This is a genomic window from Klebsiella sp. CN_Kp106, assembly GCF_040064575.1.
Classification (GTDB): Bacteria; Pseudomonadota; Gammaproteobacteria; order Enterobacterales; family Enterobacteriaceae; genus Klebsiella; species Klebsiella michiganensis.
In genome coordinates, this window is record NZ_JBEAIG010000066.1 from 1 (window position 1) to 15,326 (window position 15,326).

Annotated in this window: 12 protein-coding genes; 10 read left to right on the forward strand and 2 right to left on the reverse strand. The window is 53.0% G+C overall.

All coding sequences use genetic code 11. The features are described from left to right. From ABLU96_RS21830 to dcuB, 10 genes are all read left to right on the forward strand, one after another. Positions 1–416 (forward strand): EF-Tu/IF-2/RF-3 family GTPase (locus ABLU96_RS21830; protein WP_341272706.1); only part of this gene is annotated, 416 nt, incomplete at its 5' end. A gap of 232 nt (positions 417–648) precedes the next feature. Then, positions 649–1,032 carry a preprotein translocase subunit SecE gene (gene secE, locus ABLU96_RS21835; RefSeq protein ID WP_004097638.1) on the forward strand — a complete coding sequence of 128 codons (384 nt, stop codon included), beginning with the start codon at positions 649–651 and terminating at the stop codon, positions 1,030–1,032. Position 1,033: 1 nt separating this feature from the next. Continuing rightward, on the forward strand, positions 1,034–1,579 hold the full coding sequence (nusG, locus tag ABLU96_RS21840) for a transcription termination/antitermination protein NusG (protein ID WP_002438628.1): 546 nt from the start codon (positions 1,034–1,036) through the stop codon (positions 1,577–1,579). Between the two features lie 153 nt (positions 1,580–1,732). Next, complete coding sequence (rplK, locus tag ABLU96_RS21845; protein WP_004097640.1) at positions 1,733–2,161, forward strand: 50S ribosomal protein L11; 429 nt, start codon at positions 1,733–1,735, stop codon at positions 2,159–2,161. Between the two features lie 3 nt (positions 2,162–2,164). Next, a complete protein-coding gene (gene rplA / locus ABLU96_RS21850; protein WP_004097642.1) occupies positions 2,165–2,869 on the forward strand; it encodes a 50S ribosomal protein L1 in 705 nt (234 codons plus the stop codon). 415 nt (positions 2,870–3,284) lie between these two features. Continuing rightward, entirely contained in the window at positions 3,285–3,782 is a 498-nt protein-coding gene (rplJ, locus tag ABLU96_RS21855) for a 50S ribosomal protein L10 (protein WP_004097644.1), read from the forward strand. Between the two features lie 66 nt (positions 3,783–3,848). Then, positions 3,849–4,214 carry a 50S ribosomal protein L7/L12 gene (gene rplL, locus ABLU96_RS21860; RefSeq protein ID WP_004097645.1) on the forward strand — a complete coding sequence of 122 codons (366 nt, stop codon included), beginning with the start codon at positions 3,849–3,851 and terminating at the stop codon, positions 4,212–4,214. Between the two features lie 325 nt (positions 4,215–4,539). Beyond that, positions 4,540–8,568, forward strand: coding sequence for a DNA-directed RNA polymerase subunit beta (rpoB, locus tag ABLU96_RS21865; RefSeq protein WP_004097647.1), 4,029 nt, complete (start codon positions 4,540–4,542; stop codon positions 8,566–8,568). Between the two features lie 76 nt (positions 8,569–8,644). After that, positions 8,645–12,868, forward strand: a complete 4,224-nt coding sequence (rpoC, locus tag ABLU96_RS21870) for a DNA-directed RNA polymerase subunit beta' (RefSeq protein WP_049102668.1) — start codon at positions 8,645–8,647, stop codon at positions 12,866–12,868. 396 nt (positions 12,869–13,264) lie between these two features. Then, positions 13,265–14,605, forward strand: coding sequence for an anaerobic C4-dicarboxylate transporter DcuB (gene dcuB / locus ABLU96_RS21875; RefSeq protein WP_004097650.1), 1,341 nt, complete (start codon positions 13,265–13,267; stop codon positions 14,603–14,605). Between the two features lie 43 nt (positions 14,606–14,648). On the opposite strand, the gene ABLU96_RS21880 is transcribed toward dcuB, so the two are convergent. Both ABLU96_RS21880 and ABLU96_RS21885 read right to left on the reverse strand, forming a co-directional pair. After that, positions 14,649–14,966 carry a PTS lactose/cellobiose transporter subunit IIA gene (locus ABLU96_RS21880; protein ID WP_004097651.1) on the reverse strand — a complete coding sequence of 106 codons (318 nt, stop codon included), beginning with the start codon at positions 14,964–14,966 and terminating at the stop codon, positions 14,649–14,651. A 3-nt stretch (positions 14,967–14,969) separates the two neighbouring features. Next, positions 14,970–15,275: a PTS sugar transporter subunit IIB gene (locus tag ABLU96_RS21885; protein WP_004097653.1), complete on the reverse strand. Its 306-nt coding sequence runs from the start codon at positions 15,273–15,275 to the stop codon at positions 14,970–14,972. Positions 15,276–15,326 lie beyond the last annotated feature (51 nt).

Genomic DNA, 15,326 nt, shown 5'->3' on the forward strand with positions numbered 1-15,326 from the left:
CTGGCGTTGAAATGTTCCGCAAACTGCTGGACGAAGGCCGTGCTGGTGAGAACGTCGGTGTTCTGCTGCGTGGTATCAAGCGTGAAGAAATCGAACGTGGTCAGGTACTGGCTAAGCCGGGTTCTATCAAGCCGCACACCAAGTTCGAATCTGAAGTGTACATTCTGTCCAAAGACGAAGGCGGCCGTCATACTCCGTTCTTCAAAGGCTACCGTCCGCAGTTCTACTTCCGTACAACTGACGTGACTGGCACCATCGAACTGCCGGAAGGCGTAGAGATGGTAATGCCGGGCGACAACATCAAAATGGTTGTTACCCTGATCCACCCGATCGCGATGGACGACGGTCTGCGTTTCGCAATCCGTGAAGGTGGCCGTACCGTTGGCGCGGGCGTGGTTGCTAAAGTTCTCGGCTAATTGCTGATAACATTTGACGCAATGCGCAATAAAAGGGCATCATTTGATGCCCTTTTTGCACGCTTTCACACCAGAACCTGGCTCATCAGTGATTTTTTGGGTCATAATCATTGCTGAGACAGGCTCTGAAGAGGGCGTTAAGTCCGAAACGCAGCAGAGCATTTCGGTTTGGTCGCCTCGCATTTCATGCGGGGTGAAGTTATTTGTCTGAATTCTTGTGACAGGTTGGTTTATGAGTGCGAATACCGAAGCTCAAGGGAGCGGGCGCGGCCTCGAAGCGATGAAGTGGACAATCGTAGTCGTGCTGCTGGTTGTGGCCATCGTCGGCAACTTCCTTTATCGTGACATTATGCTGGCAGTGCGTGCGCTGGCTGTAGTGATTCTGATCGCTGCAGCGGGCGGTGTCGCGCTGTTAACGACAAAAGGTAAGGCGACAGTCGCCTTCGCTCGTGAAGCGAGAACCGAAGTCCGCAAGGTGATCTGGCCGACTCGCCAGGAAACGTTGCATACCACGCTGATTGTTGCCGCAGTGACTGCCGTAATGTCACTGATCCTGTGGGGACTGGATGGTATTCTGGTTCGCCTGGTATCCTTTATCACTGGCCTGAGGTTCTGAGATGTCTGAAGCTCCTAAAAAACGCTGGTACGTCGTTCAGGCGTTTTCCGGTTTTGAAGGTCGCGTAGCTACCTCGTTGCGTGAACATATCAAATTACACAATATGGAAGAGTTGTTTGGCGAAGTCATGGTACCGACCGAAGAAGTGGTCGAAATCCGCGGCGGCCAGCGTCGTAAAAGCGAACGCAAATTCTTCCCGGGCTACGTGCTGGTCCAGATGGTGATGAACGACGCGAGCTGGCACCTGGTGCGCAGCGTACCGCGTGTGATGGGTTTCATCGGCGGTACATCTGACCGTCCGGCACCGATCAGCGACAAAGAAGTCGACGCGATCATGAACCGTCTGCAGCAGGTTGGCGATAAGCCGCGGCCGAAAACGCTGTTTGAGCCGGGTGAAATGGTTCGCGTTAGCGACGGTCCATTTGCCGACTTTAACGGTGTGGTTGAAGAAGTGGACTACGAGAAGTCTCGTCTGAAAGTGTCCGTTTCTATCTTCGGTCGTGCGACGCCGGTTGAGCTGGACTTCGCTCAGGTAGAAAAAGCCTAACAGCCGATCAAAAAAGCAACGTTTTAATCGTTGCATGAGGCGCGGAATTGACATACAATTTCGCGCCTTTTGTTTTTATGGGTCTGATTCCCATAAAGCGATATTTATCACGGGGAGCCTTTTTAGGCGCTACACCCAAACGAGGAAATTTACATGGCTAAGAAAGTACAAGCCTATGTCAAGCTGCAGGTTGCAGCTGGTATGGCAAACCCGAGTCCGCCGGTTGGTCCAGCACTGGGTCAGCAGGGTGTGAACATCATGGAATTCTGCAAAGCGTTCAACGCAAAAACTGAATCCCTGGAAAAAGGTCTGCCGATCCCGGTTGTTATTACCGTTTACGCTGACCGTTCTTTCACCTTCGTTACCAAAACTCCGCCGGCAGCAGTTCTGCTGAAAAAAGCGGCTGGTATCAAGTCTGGTTCCGGTAAACCGAACAAAGACAAAGTAGGTAAAATTTCCCGCGCTCAGCTGCAGGAAATCGCGCAGACCAAAGCTGCCGACATGACTGGTTCCGACATTGAAGCGATGACTCGCTCCATTGAAGGTACTGCACGTTCCATGGGCCTGGTAGTGGAGGACTAAGAAATGGCTAAACTGACCAAGCGCATGTCCGTGATTCGTGACAAAGTTGATGCGACCAAACAGTACGACATCAACGAAGCCATCTCTCTGCTGAAAGAACTGGCTACTGCTAAGTTCGTTGAAAGCGTTGATGTTGCCGTTAACCTCGGCATCGACGCGCGTAAATCTGACCAGAACGTCCGCGGCGCGACCGTACTGCCGCACGGTACTGGCCGTTCAGTTCGCGTAGCCGTATTTGCCCAGGGCCCGAACGCTGAAGCAGCTAAAGCTGCTGGCGCAGAGCTGGTAGGTATGGAAGATCTGGCTGACCAGATCAAAAAAGGCGAAATGAACTTTGACGTTGTTATTGCTTCCCCGGATGCAATGCGCGTTGTTGGCCAGCTGGGCCAGGTTCTGGGTCCGCGCGGCCTGATGCCAAACCCGAAAGTGGGTACCGTAACGCCGAACGTTGCTGAAGCGGTTAAGAACGCTAAAGCAGGTCAGGTTCGTTACCGTAACGACAAAAACGGCATCATCCACACCACCATCGGTAAAGTGGATTTTGACGCTGATAAACTGAAAGAAAACCTGGAAGCTCTGCTGGTTGCGCTGAAAAAAGCAAAACCGACTCAAGCTAAAGGCGTGTACATCAAGAAAATCAGCATCTCCACCACCATGGGTGCTGGCGTTGCCGTTGATCAGGCTGGTCTGAGCGCTTCTGCGAACTAAGATTAGCTTTACGTGGGCGGTGAATTTGTCTACAATCTTACCCCCACGTATTCTGCTTATAGCAGACGTATAGCCGAGATATTCAGGCTGTGGCAAGGCGACAAATGAGTGAATCGCCTGGAGCATAGTTAACTATGTGACTGGTGTGAACGAAGGTAGTCAATGCCGCCACAGATTGAATAGCGACGGATAGACAAGATTTGTTCGTTGGAGCCTGGCCTATCCAGGCCTCCGTCGAAGACCGCAGGTGTTTCGCAAGAGACTTAATGCCCTGCGTAGACGGTGACAGAACGCTAAGATTATTTTTGGATACTCTGGCTTGTTTCTGCTCACCGTATTAAGACGCTCTTCTCTTTGAGTCGAGTGAAGTGAGTTCCGGAGCATGAGCTCTGGCAAACATCCAGGAGCAAAGCTAATGGCTTTAAATCTTCAAGACAAACAAGCGATTGTTGCTGAAGTCAGCGAAGTAGCCAAAGGCGCGCTGTCTGCAGTAGTTGCGGATTCCCGTGGCGTGACTGTAGACAAAATGACTGAACTGCGTAAAGCAGGTCGTGAAGCTGGCGTATACATGCGTGTTGTTCGTAACACCCTGCTGCGCCGCGTCGTTGAAGGTACTCCTTTCGAGTGCCTGAAAGACACGTTTGTTGGTCCGACCCTGATTGCATACTCTATGGAACACCCGGGCGCTGCCGCTCGTCTGTTCAAAGAGTTCGCGAAAGCGAATGCAAAATTTGAGGTCAAAGCCGCAGCCTTTGAAGGTGAGCTGATCCCGGCGTCGCAAATCGACCGCCTGGCAACTCTGCCGACCTACGAAGAAGCAATTGCACGCCTGATGGCAACCATGAAAGAAGCTTCGGCTGGCAAACTGGTTCGCACTCTGGCTGCTGTACGCGATGCGAAAGAAGCTGCTTAATCGCAGTTGTCTTTGTGAAGCATTCGCTTACGTATAAACTTATTCTGATATTCAGGAACAATTTAAATGTCTATCACTAAAGATCAAATCATTGAAGCAGTATCCGCTATGTCCGTAATGGACGTTGTTGAGCTGATCTCTGCAATGGAAGAAAAATTCGGTGTTTCCGCTGCTGCTGCTGTAGCTGTAGCTGCTGGCCCGGTTGAAGCTGCTGAAGAAAAAACTGAATTCGACGTAATTCTGAAAGGTATCGGCGCTAACAAAGTTGCCGTTATCAAAGCAGTACGTGGCGCAACTGGCCTGGGTCTGAAAGAAGCTAAAGACCTGGTAGAATCTGCTCCGGCCGCTCTGAAAGAAGGCGTGAGCAAAGATGACGCTGAAGCACTGAAAAAATCTCTGGAAGAAGCTGGCGCTGAAGTTGAAGTTAAATAAGCCAACCTTTCCGGTTGCAGCCTGAGAAATCAGGCTGATGGCTGGTGACTTTTTAGTCACCAGCCTTTTTGCGCTGTAAGGCGCCAGTAGAATTTCACACTGTTTGACTACTGGTTGTCCTGACAATGCTTGTTTCTATAGACGACTTAATATACTGCGACAGGTTAGGGCTCCTGAGCTGTGTAAATCGCAATGAAATGGTTTAAGCGTGATAGAAACAGGTATTGCGGAAAGTGTTCCATTTTCCGGTCAACAAAATAGTGTTGCATAAAAAACTGCCTTATGTGGGCAGATGGGTCGACTTGTCAGCGAGCTGAGGAACCCTATGGTTTACTCCTATACCGAGAAAAAACGTATTCGTAAGGATTTTGGTAAACGTCCGCAGGTTCTGGACATACCTTATCTCCTTTCTATCCAGCTTGACTCGTTTCAGAAGTTCATCGAGCAAGATCCTGAAGGGCAGTATGGTCTGGAAGCAGCTTTCCGTTCCGTATTCCCGATCAAAAGCTACAGCGGTAACTCTGAGCTGCAGTACGTCAGCTACCGTCTGGGCGAACCGGTTTTTGACGTTAAAGAATGTCAGATCCGTGGCGTGACCTACTCGGCACCGCTGCGCGTCAAACTGCGTCTGGTGATCTACGAGCGCGAAGCGCCGGAAGGCACCGTTAAAGACATTAAAGAGCAAGAAGTCTACATGGGCGAAATTCCGCTCATGACCGACAACGGTACCTTCGTTATCAACGGTACCGAGCGCGTTATCGTTTCTCAGCTGCACCGTAGCCCGGGCGTCTTCTTTGACAGTGACAAAGGTAAGACCCACTCTTCCGGTAAGGTCCTGTATAACGCACGTATCATTCCTTACCGTGGCTCCTGGCTGGACTTCGAGTTCGACCCGAAAGACAACCTGTTTGTCCGTATCGACCGTCGTCGTAAGCTGCCGGCTACCATCATCCTGCGCGCGCTGAATTACACCACTGAGCAGATCCTTGACCTGTTCTTCGAGAAAGTGGTCTTTGAAATTCGCGATAACAAGCTGCAGATGGAACTGGTACCGGAGCGTCTGCGCGGCGAAACGGCCTCCTTCGACATCGAAGCGAACGGCAAAGTGTACGTTGAGAAAGGGCGTCGCATCACCGCACGTCACATTCGCCAGCTGGAAAAAGACGATATCAAACATATCGAAGTTCCGGTTGAGTACATCGCTGGCAAAGTTGCCTCTAAAGACTATGTTGACGAATCTACTGGCGAGCTGATCTGCCCGGCGAACATGGAGCTGAGCCTGGATCTGCTGGCCAAGCTGAGCCAGTCTGGCCATAAGCGTATCGAAACGCTGTTCACCAACGATCTGGATCACGGTCCGTACATCTCTGAGACTGTACGCGTCGACCCGACCAACGACCGTCTGAGCGCGCTGGTAGAAATCTACCGCATGATGCGCCCTGGTGAGCCGCCGACTCGTGAAGCGGCTGAAAGCCTGTTCGAGAACCTGTTCTTCTCCGAAGACCGCTACGATCTGTCCGCGGTAGGTCGTATGAAGTTCAACCGTTCTCTGCTGCGCGACGAAATCGAAGGTTCCGGTATCCTGAGCAAAGAAGACATCATCGAAGTGATGAAGAAGCTCATCGATATCCGTAACGGTAAAGGCGAAGTCGATGATATCGACCACCTCGGCAACCGTCGTATCCGTTCCGTTGGCGAAATGGCGGAAAACCAGTTCCGCGTTGGCCTGGTCCGCGTAGAGCGTGCGGTGAAAGAGCGTCTGTCTCTGGGCGATCTGGATACCCTGATGCCTCAGGATATGATCAACGCCAAGCCGATTTCTGCGGCAGTGAAAGAGTTCTTTGGCTCCAGCCAGCTGTCTCAGTTTATGGACCAGAACAACCCGCTGTCTGAGATTACGCACAAACGTCGTATCTCTGCACTCGGCCCGGGCGGTCTGACCCGTGAACGCGCAGGCTTTGAAGTTCGAGACGTACACCCGACCCACTACGGTCGCGTATGTCCAATCGAAACGCCTGAAGGTCCGAACATCGGTCTGATCAACTCCCTGTCCGTGTACGCACAGACGAACGAATACGGTTTCCTCGAGACCCCGTACCGTAAAGTGACTGACGGTGTTGTAACCGACGAAATTCATTACCTGTCTGCTATCGAAGAAGGCAACTACGTTATTGCTCAGGCGAACTCCAACCTGGATGACGAAGGCCACTTTGTAGAAGATCTGGTTACCTGCCGTAGTAAAGGCGAATCCAGCTTGTTCAGCCGCGACCAGGTTGACTACATGGACGTATCCACCCAGCAGGTGGTATCCGTCGGTGCGTCCCTGATCCCGTTCCTGGAACACGATGACGCCAACCGTGCATTGATGGGTGCGAACATGCAACGTCAGGCCGTTCCGACTCTGCGCGCTGATAAGCCGCTGGTTGGTACCGGTATGGAACGTGCTGTTGCCGTTGACTCCGGTGTAACTGCGGTCGCTAAACGTGGCGGTACCGTTCAGTACGTGGATGCTTCCCGTATCGTTATCAAAGTTAACGAAGACGAGATGTACCCGGGCGAAGCCGGTATCGACATCTATAACCTGACCAAGTACACCCGTTCTAACCAGAACACCTGCATCAACCAGATGCCGTGTGTCTCTCTGGGTGAGCCGATTGAGCGCGGTGACGTGCTGGCTGACGGCCCGTCTACCGACCTCGGTGAACTGGCGCTCGGTCAGAACATGCGCGTCGCGTTCATGCCGTGGAACGGTTACAACTTCGAAGACTCCATCCTCGTTTCCGAGCGCGTTGTCCAGGAAGACCGTTTTACCACCATCCACATTCAGGAACTGGCGTGCGTGTCTCGTGACACCAAGCTGGGGCCGGAAGAGATCACCGCCGACATCCCGAACGTGGGTGAAGCTGCGCTCTCTAAACTGGATGAATCCGGTATCGTTTATATCGGCGCGGAAGTGACCGGTGGCGATATTCTGGTTGGTAAGGTAACGCCGAAAGGTGAAACCCAGCTGACGCCGGAAGAGAAACTGCTGCGTGCGATCTTCGGTGAGAAAGCGTCTGACGTTAAAGACTCTTCCCTGCGCGTACCAAACGGTGTCTCCGGTACCATTATCGACGTTCAGGTCTTTACCCGCGACGGCGTAGAAAAAGACAAACGCGCGCTGGAAATCGAAGAGATGCAGCTCAAACAGGCGAAGAAAGACCTGTCTGAAGAACTGCAGATCCTCGAAGCTGGCCTGTTTGGTCGTATCTACGCGGTGCTGGTCTCCGGCGGTATCGAAGCTGAGAAGCTCGATAAGCTGCCGCGCGATCGCTGGCTGGAACTGGGCCTGACCGACGAAGAGAAACAGAATCAGCTGGAACAGCTGGCTGAGCAGTACGACGAACTGAAACACGAGTTCGAGAAAAAACTCGAAGCGAAACGCCGCAAAATCACTCAGGGCGACGATCTGGCACCGGGCGTGCTGAAGATTGTCAAAGTGTATCTGGCCGTTAAACGTCAGATTCAGCCTGGTGACAAAATGGCAGGCCGTCACGGTAACAAGGGTGTTATCTCTAAGATCAACCCGATCGAAGATATGCCTTACGATGAAAACGGCACGCCGGTTGACATCGTACTGAACCCGCTGGGCGTACCGTCTCGTATGAACATCGGTCAGATCCTGGAAACTCACCTGGGTATGGCTGCGAAAGGTATTGGCGAGAAAATCAACGCCATGCTGAAACAGCAGCAGGAAGTCGCCAAACTGCGCGAATTCATCCAGCGTGCCTACGATCTGGGCACCGACGTGCGTCAGAAGGTTGATCTGAATACCTTCACTGACGAAGAAGTTATGCGTCTCGCTGAAAACCTGAAAAAAGGTATGCCGATCGCAACGCCGGTCTTCGACGGTGCGAAAGAGTCTGAAATCAAGGAACTGTTACAGCTTGGTGGCCTGCCGACTTCCGGCCAGATCACCCTGTTCGACGGTCGTACCGGTGAGCAATTCGAGCGCCAGGTTACCGTTGGCTACATGTACATGCTGAAACTGAACCACCTGGTTGATGACAAGATGCATGCGCGTTCTACCGGTTCTTACAGCCTGGTTACTCAGCAGCCGCTGGGTGGTAAGGCGCAGTTCGGTGGTCAGCGCTTCGGGGAGATGGAAGTGTGGGCGCTGGAAGCATATGGCGCAGCATACACCCTGCAGGAAATGCTCACCGTTAAGTCTGATGACGTGAACGGCCGTACTAAGATGTATAAGAACATCGTGGACGGCAACCATCAGATGGAACCGGGCATGCCGGAATCCTTCAACGTACTGTTGAAAGAGATTCGCTCGCTGGGCATCAACATCGAACTGGAAGACGAGTAACTCTCGCTCAAACAGGTCACTGGTGCCGGGGTAAGACCCGGCGCCAGATTGTGCTAACTCCGACGGGAGCAAATCCGTGAAAGACTTATTAAAGTTTCTGAAAGCGCAAACTAAAACCGAAGAGTTTGATGCGATCAAAATTGCTCTGGCATCGCCAGACATGATCCGTTCATGGTCTTTTGGTGAAGTTAAAAAGCCGGAAACCATTAACTACCGTACGTTCAAACCTGAGCGTGACGGCCTTTTCTGTGCGCGTATTTTCGGGCCAGTAAAAGACTACGAGTGCCTGTGCGGTAAGTACAAGCGCCTGAAACACCGCGGTGTGATCTGTGAGAAGTGCGGCGTTGAAGTGACCCAGACTAAAGTGCGCCGTGAGCGTATGGGCCACATCGAGCTGGCGTCTCCGACCGCCCACATCTGGTTCCTGAAGTCTCTGCCGTCCCGTATCGGCCTGCTGCTCGATATGCCGCTGCGCGATATCGAACGCGTGCTGTACTTCGAATCCTATGTGGTTATCGAAGGCGGTATGACCAACCTGGAACGCCAGCAGATCCTGACTGAAGAACAGTATCTGGATGCGCTGGAAGAGTTCGGTGACGAATTTGACGCGAAGATGGGTGCGGAAGCTATCCAGGCCCTGCTGAAGAGCATGGATCTGGAGCAAGAGTGCGAAACTCTGCGCGAAGAGCTGAACGAAACCAACTCCGAAACCAAGCGTAAGAAGCTGACCAAGCGTATCAAACTGCTGGAAGCGTTCGTACAGTCTGGCAACAAGCCGGAGTGGATGATCCTGACCGTTCTGCCGGTTCTGCCGCCAGATCTGCGTCCGCTGGTTCCGCTGGATGGCGGTCGTTTCGCGACTTCTGACCTGAACGATCTGTATCGTCGCGTCATTAACCGTAACAACCGTCTGAAACGTCTGCTGGATCTGGCTGCGCCGGACATCATCGTACGCAACGAAAAACGTATGCTGCAGGAAGCGGTCGACGCCCTGCTGGATAACGGTCGTCGCGGTCGTGCGATCACCGGTTCTAACAAACGTCCTCTGAAATCTTTGGCCGATATGATCAAAGGTAAGCAGGGTCGTTTCCGTCAGAACCTGCTCGGTAAGCGCGTTGACTACTCCGGTCGTTCTGTAATCACCGTAGGTCCATACCTGCGTCTGCATCAGTGCGGTCTGCCGAAGAAAATGGCGCTGGAGCTGTTCAAACCGTTCATCTACGGCAAGCTGGAACTGCGTGGCCTCGCCACCACCATCAAAGCCGCTAAGAAAATGGTTGAGCGTGAAGAAGCTGTCGTTTGGGATATCCTGGACGAAGTGATCCGCGAACACCCGGTACTGCTGAACCGTGCACCAACCCTGCACCGTCTGGGTATCCAGGCATTTGAGCCGGTACTGATCGAAGGTAAAGCTATTCAGCTGCACCCGCTGGTTTGTGCGGCATACAACGCCGACTTCGATGGTGACCAGATGGCTGTTCACGTACCGCTGACGCTGGAAGCCCAGCTCGAAGCGCGTGCGCTGATGATGTCTACCAACAACATCCTGTCTCCGGCGAACGGCGAACCAATCATCGTTCCGTCTCAGGACGTTGTACTGGGTCTGTACTACATGACCCGTGACTGTGTTAACGCCAAAGGCGAAGGCATGGTGCTGACTGGCCCGAAAGAAGCTGAGCGTATTTATCGCGCTGGCCTGGCCTCTCTGCATGCGCGCGTTAAAGTGCGTATCACCGAATACGAAAAAGATGAAAACGGCGAGTTCGTTGCGAAAACCAGCCTGAAAGATACGACCGTTGGTCGTGCCATTCTGTGGATGATCGTACCGAAAGGTCTGCCTTTCTCCATCGTCAACCAGGCGCTGGGCAAGAAAGCCATCTCTAAGATGCTGAACACCTGCTACCGTATTCTGGGCCTGAAACCGACCGTTATTTTTGCGGACCAGACGATGTACACCGGCTTTGCTTATGCAGCGCGCTCAGGTGCATCCGTTGGTATCGATGACATGGTCATCCCGGAGAAAAAATACGAGATCATCAGCGAAGCGGAAGCGGAAGTTGCTGAGATTCAGGAGCAGTTCCAGTCGGGTCTGGTTACCGCTGGCGAACGCTACAACAAAGTTATCGATATCTGGGCCGCGGCGAACGATCGTGTATCCAAAGCGATGATGGACAACCTGCAAACTGAAACCGTTATTAACCGTAACGGCGAAGAAGAGCAGCAGGTCTCCTTCAACAGCATTTACATGATGGCCGACTCCGGTGCGCGTGGTTCTGCTGCACAGATTCGTCAGCTTGCCGGTATGCGTGGTCTGATGGCGAAGCCGGATGGCTCCATCATCGAAACGCCAATCACCGCGAACTTCCGTGAAGGTCTGAACGTACTCCAGTACTTCATCTCCACGCACGGTGCGCGTAAAGGTCTGGCGGATACCGCACTGAAAACGGCGAACTCCGGTTACCTGACTCGTCGTCTGGTTGACGTTGCGCAGGACCTGGTCGTGACTGAAGACGACTGTGGCACCCTGGAAGGCATCACCATGACCCCGGTTATCGAGGGTGGCGATGTTAAAGAGCCGCTGCGCGATCGCGTACTGGGTCGTGTGACCGCTGAAGACGTTCTGAAGCCGGGTACGGCGGACATTCTGGTTCCACGCAACACGCTGCTGCACGAGCACTGGTGCGATCTGCTGGAAGAGAACTCCGTTGACTCCGTCAAAGTGCGTTCCGTTGTATCCTGTGACACCGACTTTGGTGTATGTGCGCACTGCTACGGTCGTGACCTGGCGCGTGGCCACATCATCAACAAAGGTGAGGCTATCGGCGTTATCGCGGCACAGTCCATCGGTGAGCCGGGTACACAGCTGACGATGCGTACGTTCCACATCGGTGGTGCGGCATCTCGTGCGGCTGCTGAGTCCAGCATCCAGGTGAAAAACAAAGGTAGCATCCGTCTGAGCAATGCGAAGTCGGTTGTGAACTCCAGCGGTAAGCTGGTTATTACTTCCCGTAATACCGAGCTGAAGCTGATCGACGAATTCGGTCGTACCAAAGAGAGCTATAAAGTGCCTTACGGCTCTGTTATGGCGAAAGGTGATGGCGAGCAGGTTGCCGGCGGTGAAACCGTAGCAAACTGGGATCCGCACACCATGCCGGTTATCACCGAAGTGAGTGGTTTTGTCCGCTTCACTGACATGATTGACGGCCAGACCATTACTCGTCAGACCGACGAGCTGACCGGTCTGTCTTCTCTGGTGGTTCTGGATTCTGCAGAGCGTACCACTGGCGGTAAAGATCTGCGTCCGGCGCTGAAAATCGTTGATGCTCAGGGCAATGACGTTCTGATCCCTGGCACCGATATGCCTGCGCAGTACTTCCTGCCGGGTAAAGCGATTGTTCAGCTGGAAGATGGCGTCCAGATCAGTTCTGGTGACACCCTGGCACGTGTACCGCAGGAATCCGGCGGTACCAAGGACATCACCGGTGGTCTGCCGCGCGTTGCCGACCTGTTCGAAGCGCGTCGTCCGAAAGAGCCGGCAATCCTGGCTGAAATCAGCGGCATCATTTCCTTCGGTAAAGAAACCAAAGGGAAACGTCGTCTGGTTATCACCCCGGTAGACGGTAGCGATCCGTACGAAGAGATGATTCCTAAGTGGCGTCAGCTCAACGTGTTCGAAGGTGAACGCGTAGAACGTGGTGACGTGGTTTCCGACGGTCCGGAAGCGCCGCACGACATTCTGCGTCTGCGTGGCGTGCATGCTGTGACTCGTTACATCGTTAACGAAGTTCAGGACGTATACCGTCTGCAGGGCGTTAAGATTAACGATAAGCACATCGAAGTTATCGTTCGTCAGATGCTGCGTAAAGCGACCATCGAAAGCGCCGGTAGCTCCGACTTCCTGGAAGGCGAACAGGTTGAATACTCTCGCGTTAAGATTGCTAACCGCGATCTGGAAGTGAACGGCAAAGTGGGTGCAACATTCTCCCGCGATCTGCTGGGTATCACCAAAGCGTCCCTGGCAACCGAATCGTTCATCTCTGCCGCATCGTTCCAGGAGACCACGCGTGTCCTGACCGAAGCAGCCGTTGCGGGTAAACGCGACGAACTGCGTGGCCTGAAAGAGAACGTTATCGTGGGTCGTCTGATCCCGGCCGGTACCGGTTATGCGTACCACCAGGATCGTATGCGCCGTCGCGCAGCGGGCGAACTGCCAGCAGCGCCGCAGGTCAGCGTGGAAGAAGCTTCTGCTAACCTGGCAGAACTGCTGAACGCGGGTCTGGGCGGTTCTGACAACGATTAATCGTTGATTCGCTAAACGCTCAAAAAGCCAGTCAGGTCACCTGACTGGCTTTTTTATTGCCTGCCAGTTTATTCCGTCTACTTTTTTATTACATTTTATTGATGTAATAGCTGCAATTAATTAGCAAATATAAACCACTCCTATAATGATTTATTTCCATGACTGTTTTTCATCTTCAATGAAAGGGTGAAAATTCTACGCGTGTCAAAAAATAAGCACCGCAAACGCTATATAGTCAAAAAACTAAAATAATCATGTGATTACTTTCCCGGTTCTTTTCGGTTTACCGCAGCCGAGGGGATTGTTACGCCTGTTAAAAGGCGATGGAGGAGGTGAGCTAATAAAAACAAAGCGGAGAATATTGTCGTTATTTAATGGATAGCTTCTGGGGGATGTATGGAATTTGCTATACAACTTATCATTATCTTAATTTGTTTGTTCTATGGTGCGAGAAAGGGCGGCATTGCGCTCGGTCTTTTAGGCGGCATTGGGCTAGTTATCCTGGTCTTTGTTTTTCACCTGAAGCCTGGAAAACCGCCCGTCGATGTCATGCTGGTCATTATCGCCGTCGTGGCGGCATCGGCGACGCTGCAGGCTTCCGGTGGTTTAGACGTGATGCTGCAGATTGCCGAGAAACTCCTGCGGCGAAACCCGAAATATGTCTCGATCGTCGCGCCATTCGTCACCTGTACGCTGACGATTCTTTGCGGCACGGGGCACGTGGTATATACCATTCTGCCGATTATTTATGATGTCGCCATCAAAAATAACATCCGTCCGGAGCGACCCATGGCCGCCAGCTCGATCGGCGCACAGATGGGGATTATCGCCAGCCCGGTTTCCGTGGCGGTTGTCTCGCTGGTGGCAATGCTTGGCAACTTTACCTTTAACGGCAAGCACCTTGAATTTCTCGACCTGCTGGCGATAACCATTCCGTCCACGCTGCTGGGGATTCTGGCCATTGGTATCTTCAGCTGGTTTCGCGGCAAAGACCTCGATAAAGACGAAACCTTCCAGGCCTTTATTGCGGTACCGGAAAACCGTCACTACGTGTACGGGGACACGGCCACGCTGCTGGATAGAAAGCTTCCGACCAGCAACTGGATTGCGATGTGGATTTTTCTGGCCTCAATCGCGGTTGTCGCCCTGCTCGGCGCCTTCTCCGAACTGCGTCCGGCATTCGATGGTAAGCCGCTGTCGATGGTGCTGGTGATCCAGATGTTTATGCTGCTCTCCGGGGCGCTCATCATCATCATTACGAAAACGAATCCGGCTTCGATCTCCAAAAATGAGGTGTTCCGTTCCGGGATGATCGCTATCGTTGCCGTGTACGGCATCGCGTGGATGGCGGAAACGATGTTCGGCGCGCACATGACCGAGATTAAAGGCGTGCTCGGGGAGATGGTGAAGGAGTACCCGTGGGCCTACGCTATCGTTCTGCTGCTGGTATCGAAGTTTGTTAACTCCCAGGCGGCTGCGCTGGCGGCGATCGTTCCGGTGGCGTTGGCGATTGGCGTCGATCCGGCCTACATCGTCGCTTCCGCGCCCGCCTGCTACGGCTATTACATTCTGCCGACCTACCCAAGCGATCTGGCGGCGATTCAGTTCGACCGCTCAGGTACCACGCATATCGGCCGCTTTGTGATTAACCATAGCTTTATTCTGCCAGGGCTCATTGGCGTCAGCGTCTCTTGCGTCTTTGGCTGGGTATTTGCGGCGATGTACGGATTTCTTTAAGAGGATACAGGCGCCGGTAGCGGCGCCTGTTAAGTCGTTGACGTTATTGTGCGAGCGGAATTCGGCGATAGAGCTCAATCATGTCGGTAGCCAGATCCTGAATGACCATCGCGTTCATCAGGTGGTCCTGAGAGTGTACGGTAATCAGGTTAACCGGAAGCTTGCCGCTGCCTTCATCCATGCCAATCAGCTGGGTCTGGATTTTATGCGCATGCTTGACGAATTCATGGGATTCCGCCATCGCCTGTTCGGCCGCAGCAAAATCGCCTTTACGCGCCAGCTGCAGAGCGGTTAACGCCGAGCTGCGCGCAGAACCGGCGTTAACCAGCAGCTCCATGATGATCGTTTCTAAATCTTCCATCTCTTACTCCATCAGCTTCAGGGCTTTATCAAGCACGGCATCGCCTTTCATCATGCCGTAATCCATCATATCGATGACGGCGACTTTTTTACCAAACGGGTCGGCCATTGCCTGTAGCTTGGCCTGCTCGTACTTCACCTGAGGGCCGAGCAGGATAATATCGGCAGCGGCAAGATTATCTTTAAACTCGGCAACCGGTACGGCTTTGATGGAGACTTCCACGCCTTTTTGTTGCGCAGCGGCCTGCATACGTTGAACCAGCATGCTGGTGGACATTCCTGCGGCACAGCATAAAACGATATTCTTCATAATTGTTGGCCCTTATGTTCCTTGATGTACCATCTTTATCGCGGGCAGGCG

What these genes read in the sequence shown, in the direction of transcription:
- rpoB (WP_004097647.1), top strand. Translation starts at nt 4,540, where the DNA reads ATGGTTTACTCCTATACCGAGAAAAAACGTATTCGTAAGGATTTTGGT.
- ABLU96_RS21885 (WP_004097653.1), bottom strand. Translation starts at nt 15,275, where the DNA reads ATGAAGAATATCGTTTTATGCTGTGCCGCAGGAATGTCCACCAGCATG.
- rplK (WP_004097640.1), top strand. Translation starts at nt 1,733, where the DNA reads ATGGCTAAGAAAGTACAAGCCTATGTCAAGCTGCAGGTTGCAGCTGGT.
- nusG (WP_002438628.1), top strand. Translation starts at nt 1,034, where the DNA reads ATGTCTGAAGCTCCTAAAAAACGCTGGTACGTCGTTCAGGCGTTTTCC.
- dcuB (WP_004097650.1), top strand. Translation starts at nt 13,265, where the DNA reads ATGGAATTTGCTATACAACTTATCATTATCTTAATTTGTTTGTTCTAT.
- secE (WP_004097638.1), top strand. Translation starts at nt 649, where the DNA reads ATGAGTGCGAATACCGAAGCTCAAGGGAGCGGGCGCGGCCTCGAAGCG.
- rplL (WP_004097645.1), top strand. Translation starts at nt 3,849, where the DNA reads ATGTCTATCACTAAAGATCAAATCATTGAAGCAGTATCCGCTATGTCC.
- rplJ (WP_004097644.1), top strand. Translation starts at nt 3,285, where the DNA reads ATGGCTTTAAATCTTCAAGACAAACAAGCGATTGTTGCTGAAGTCAGC.
- rplA (WP_004097642.1), top strand. Translation starts at nt 2,165, where the DNA reads ATGGCTAAACTGACCAAGCGCATGTCCGTGATTCGTGACAAAGTTGAT.
- ABLU96_RS21880 (WP_004097651.1), bottom strand. Translation starts at nt 14,966, where the DNA reads ATGGAAGATTTAGAAACGATCATCATGGAGCTGCTGGTTAACGCCGGT.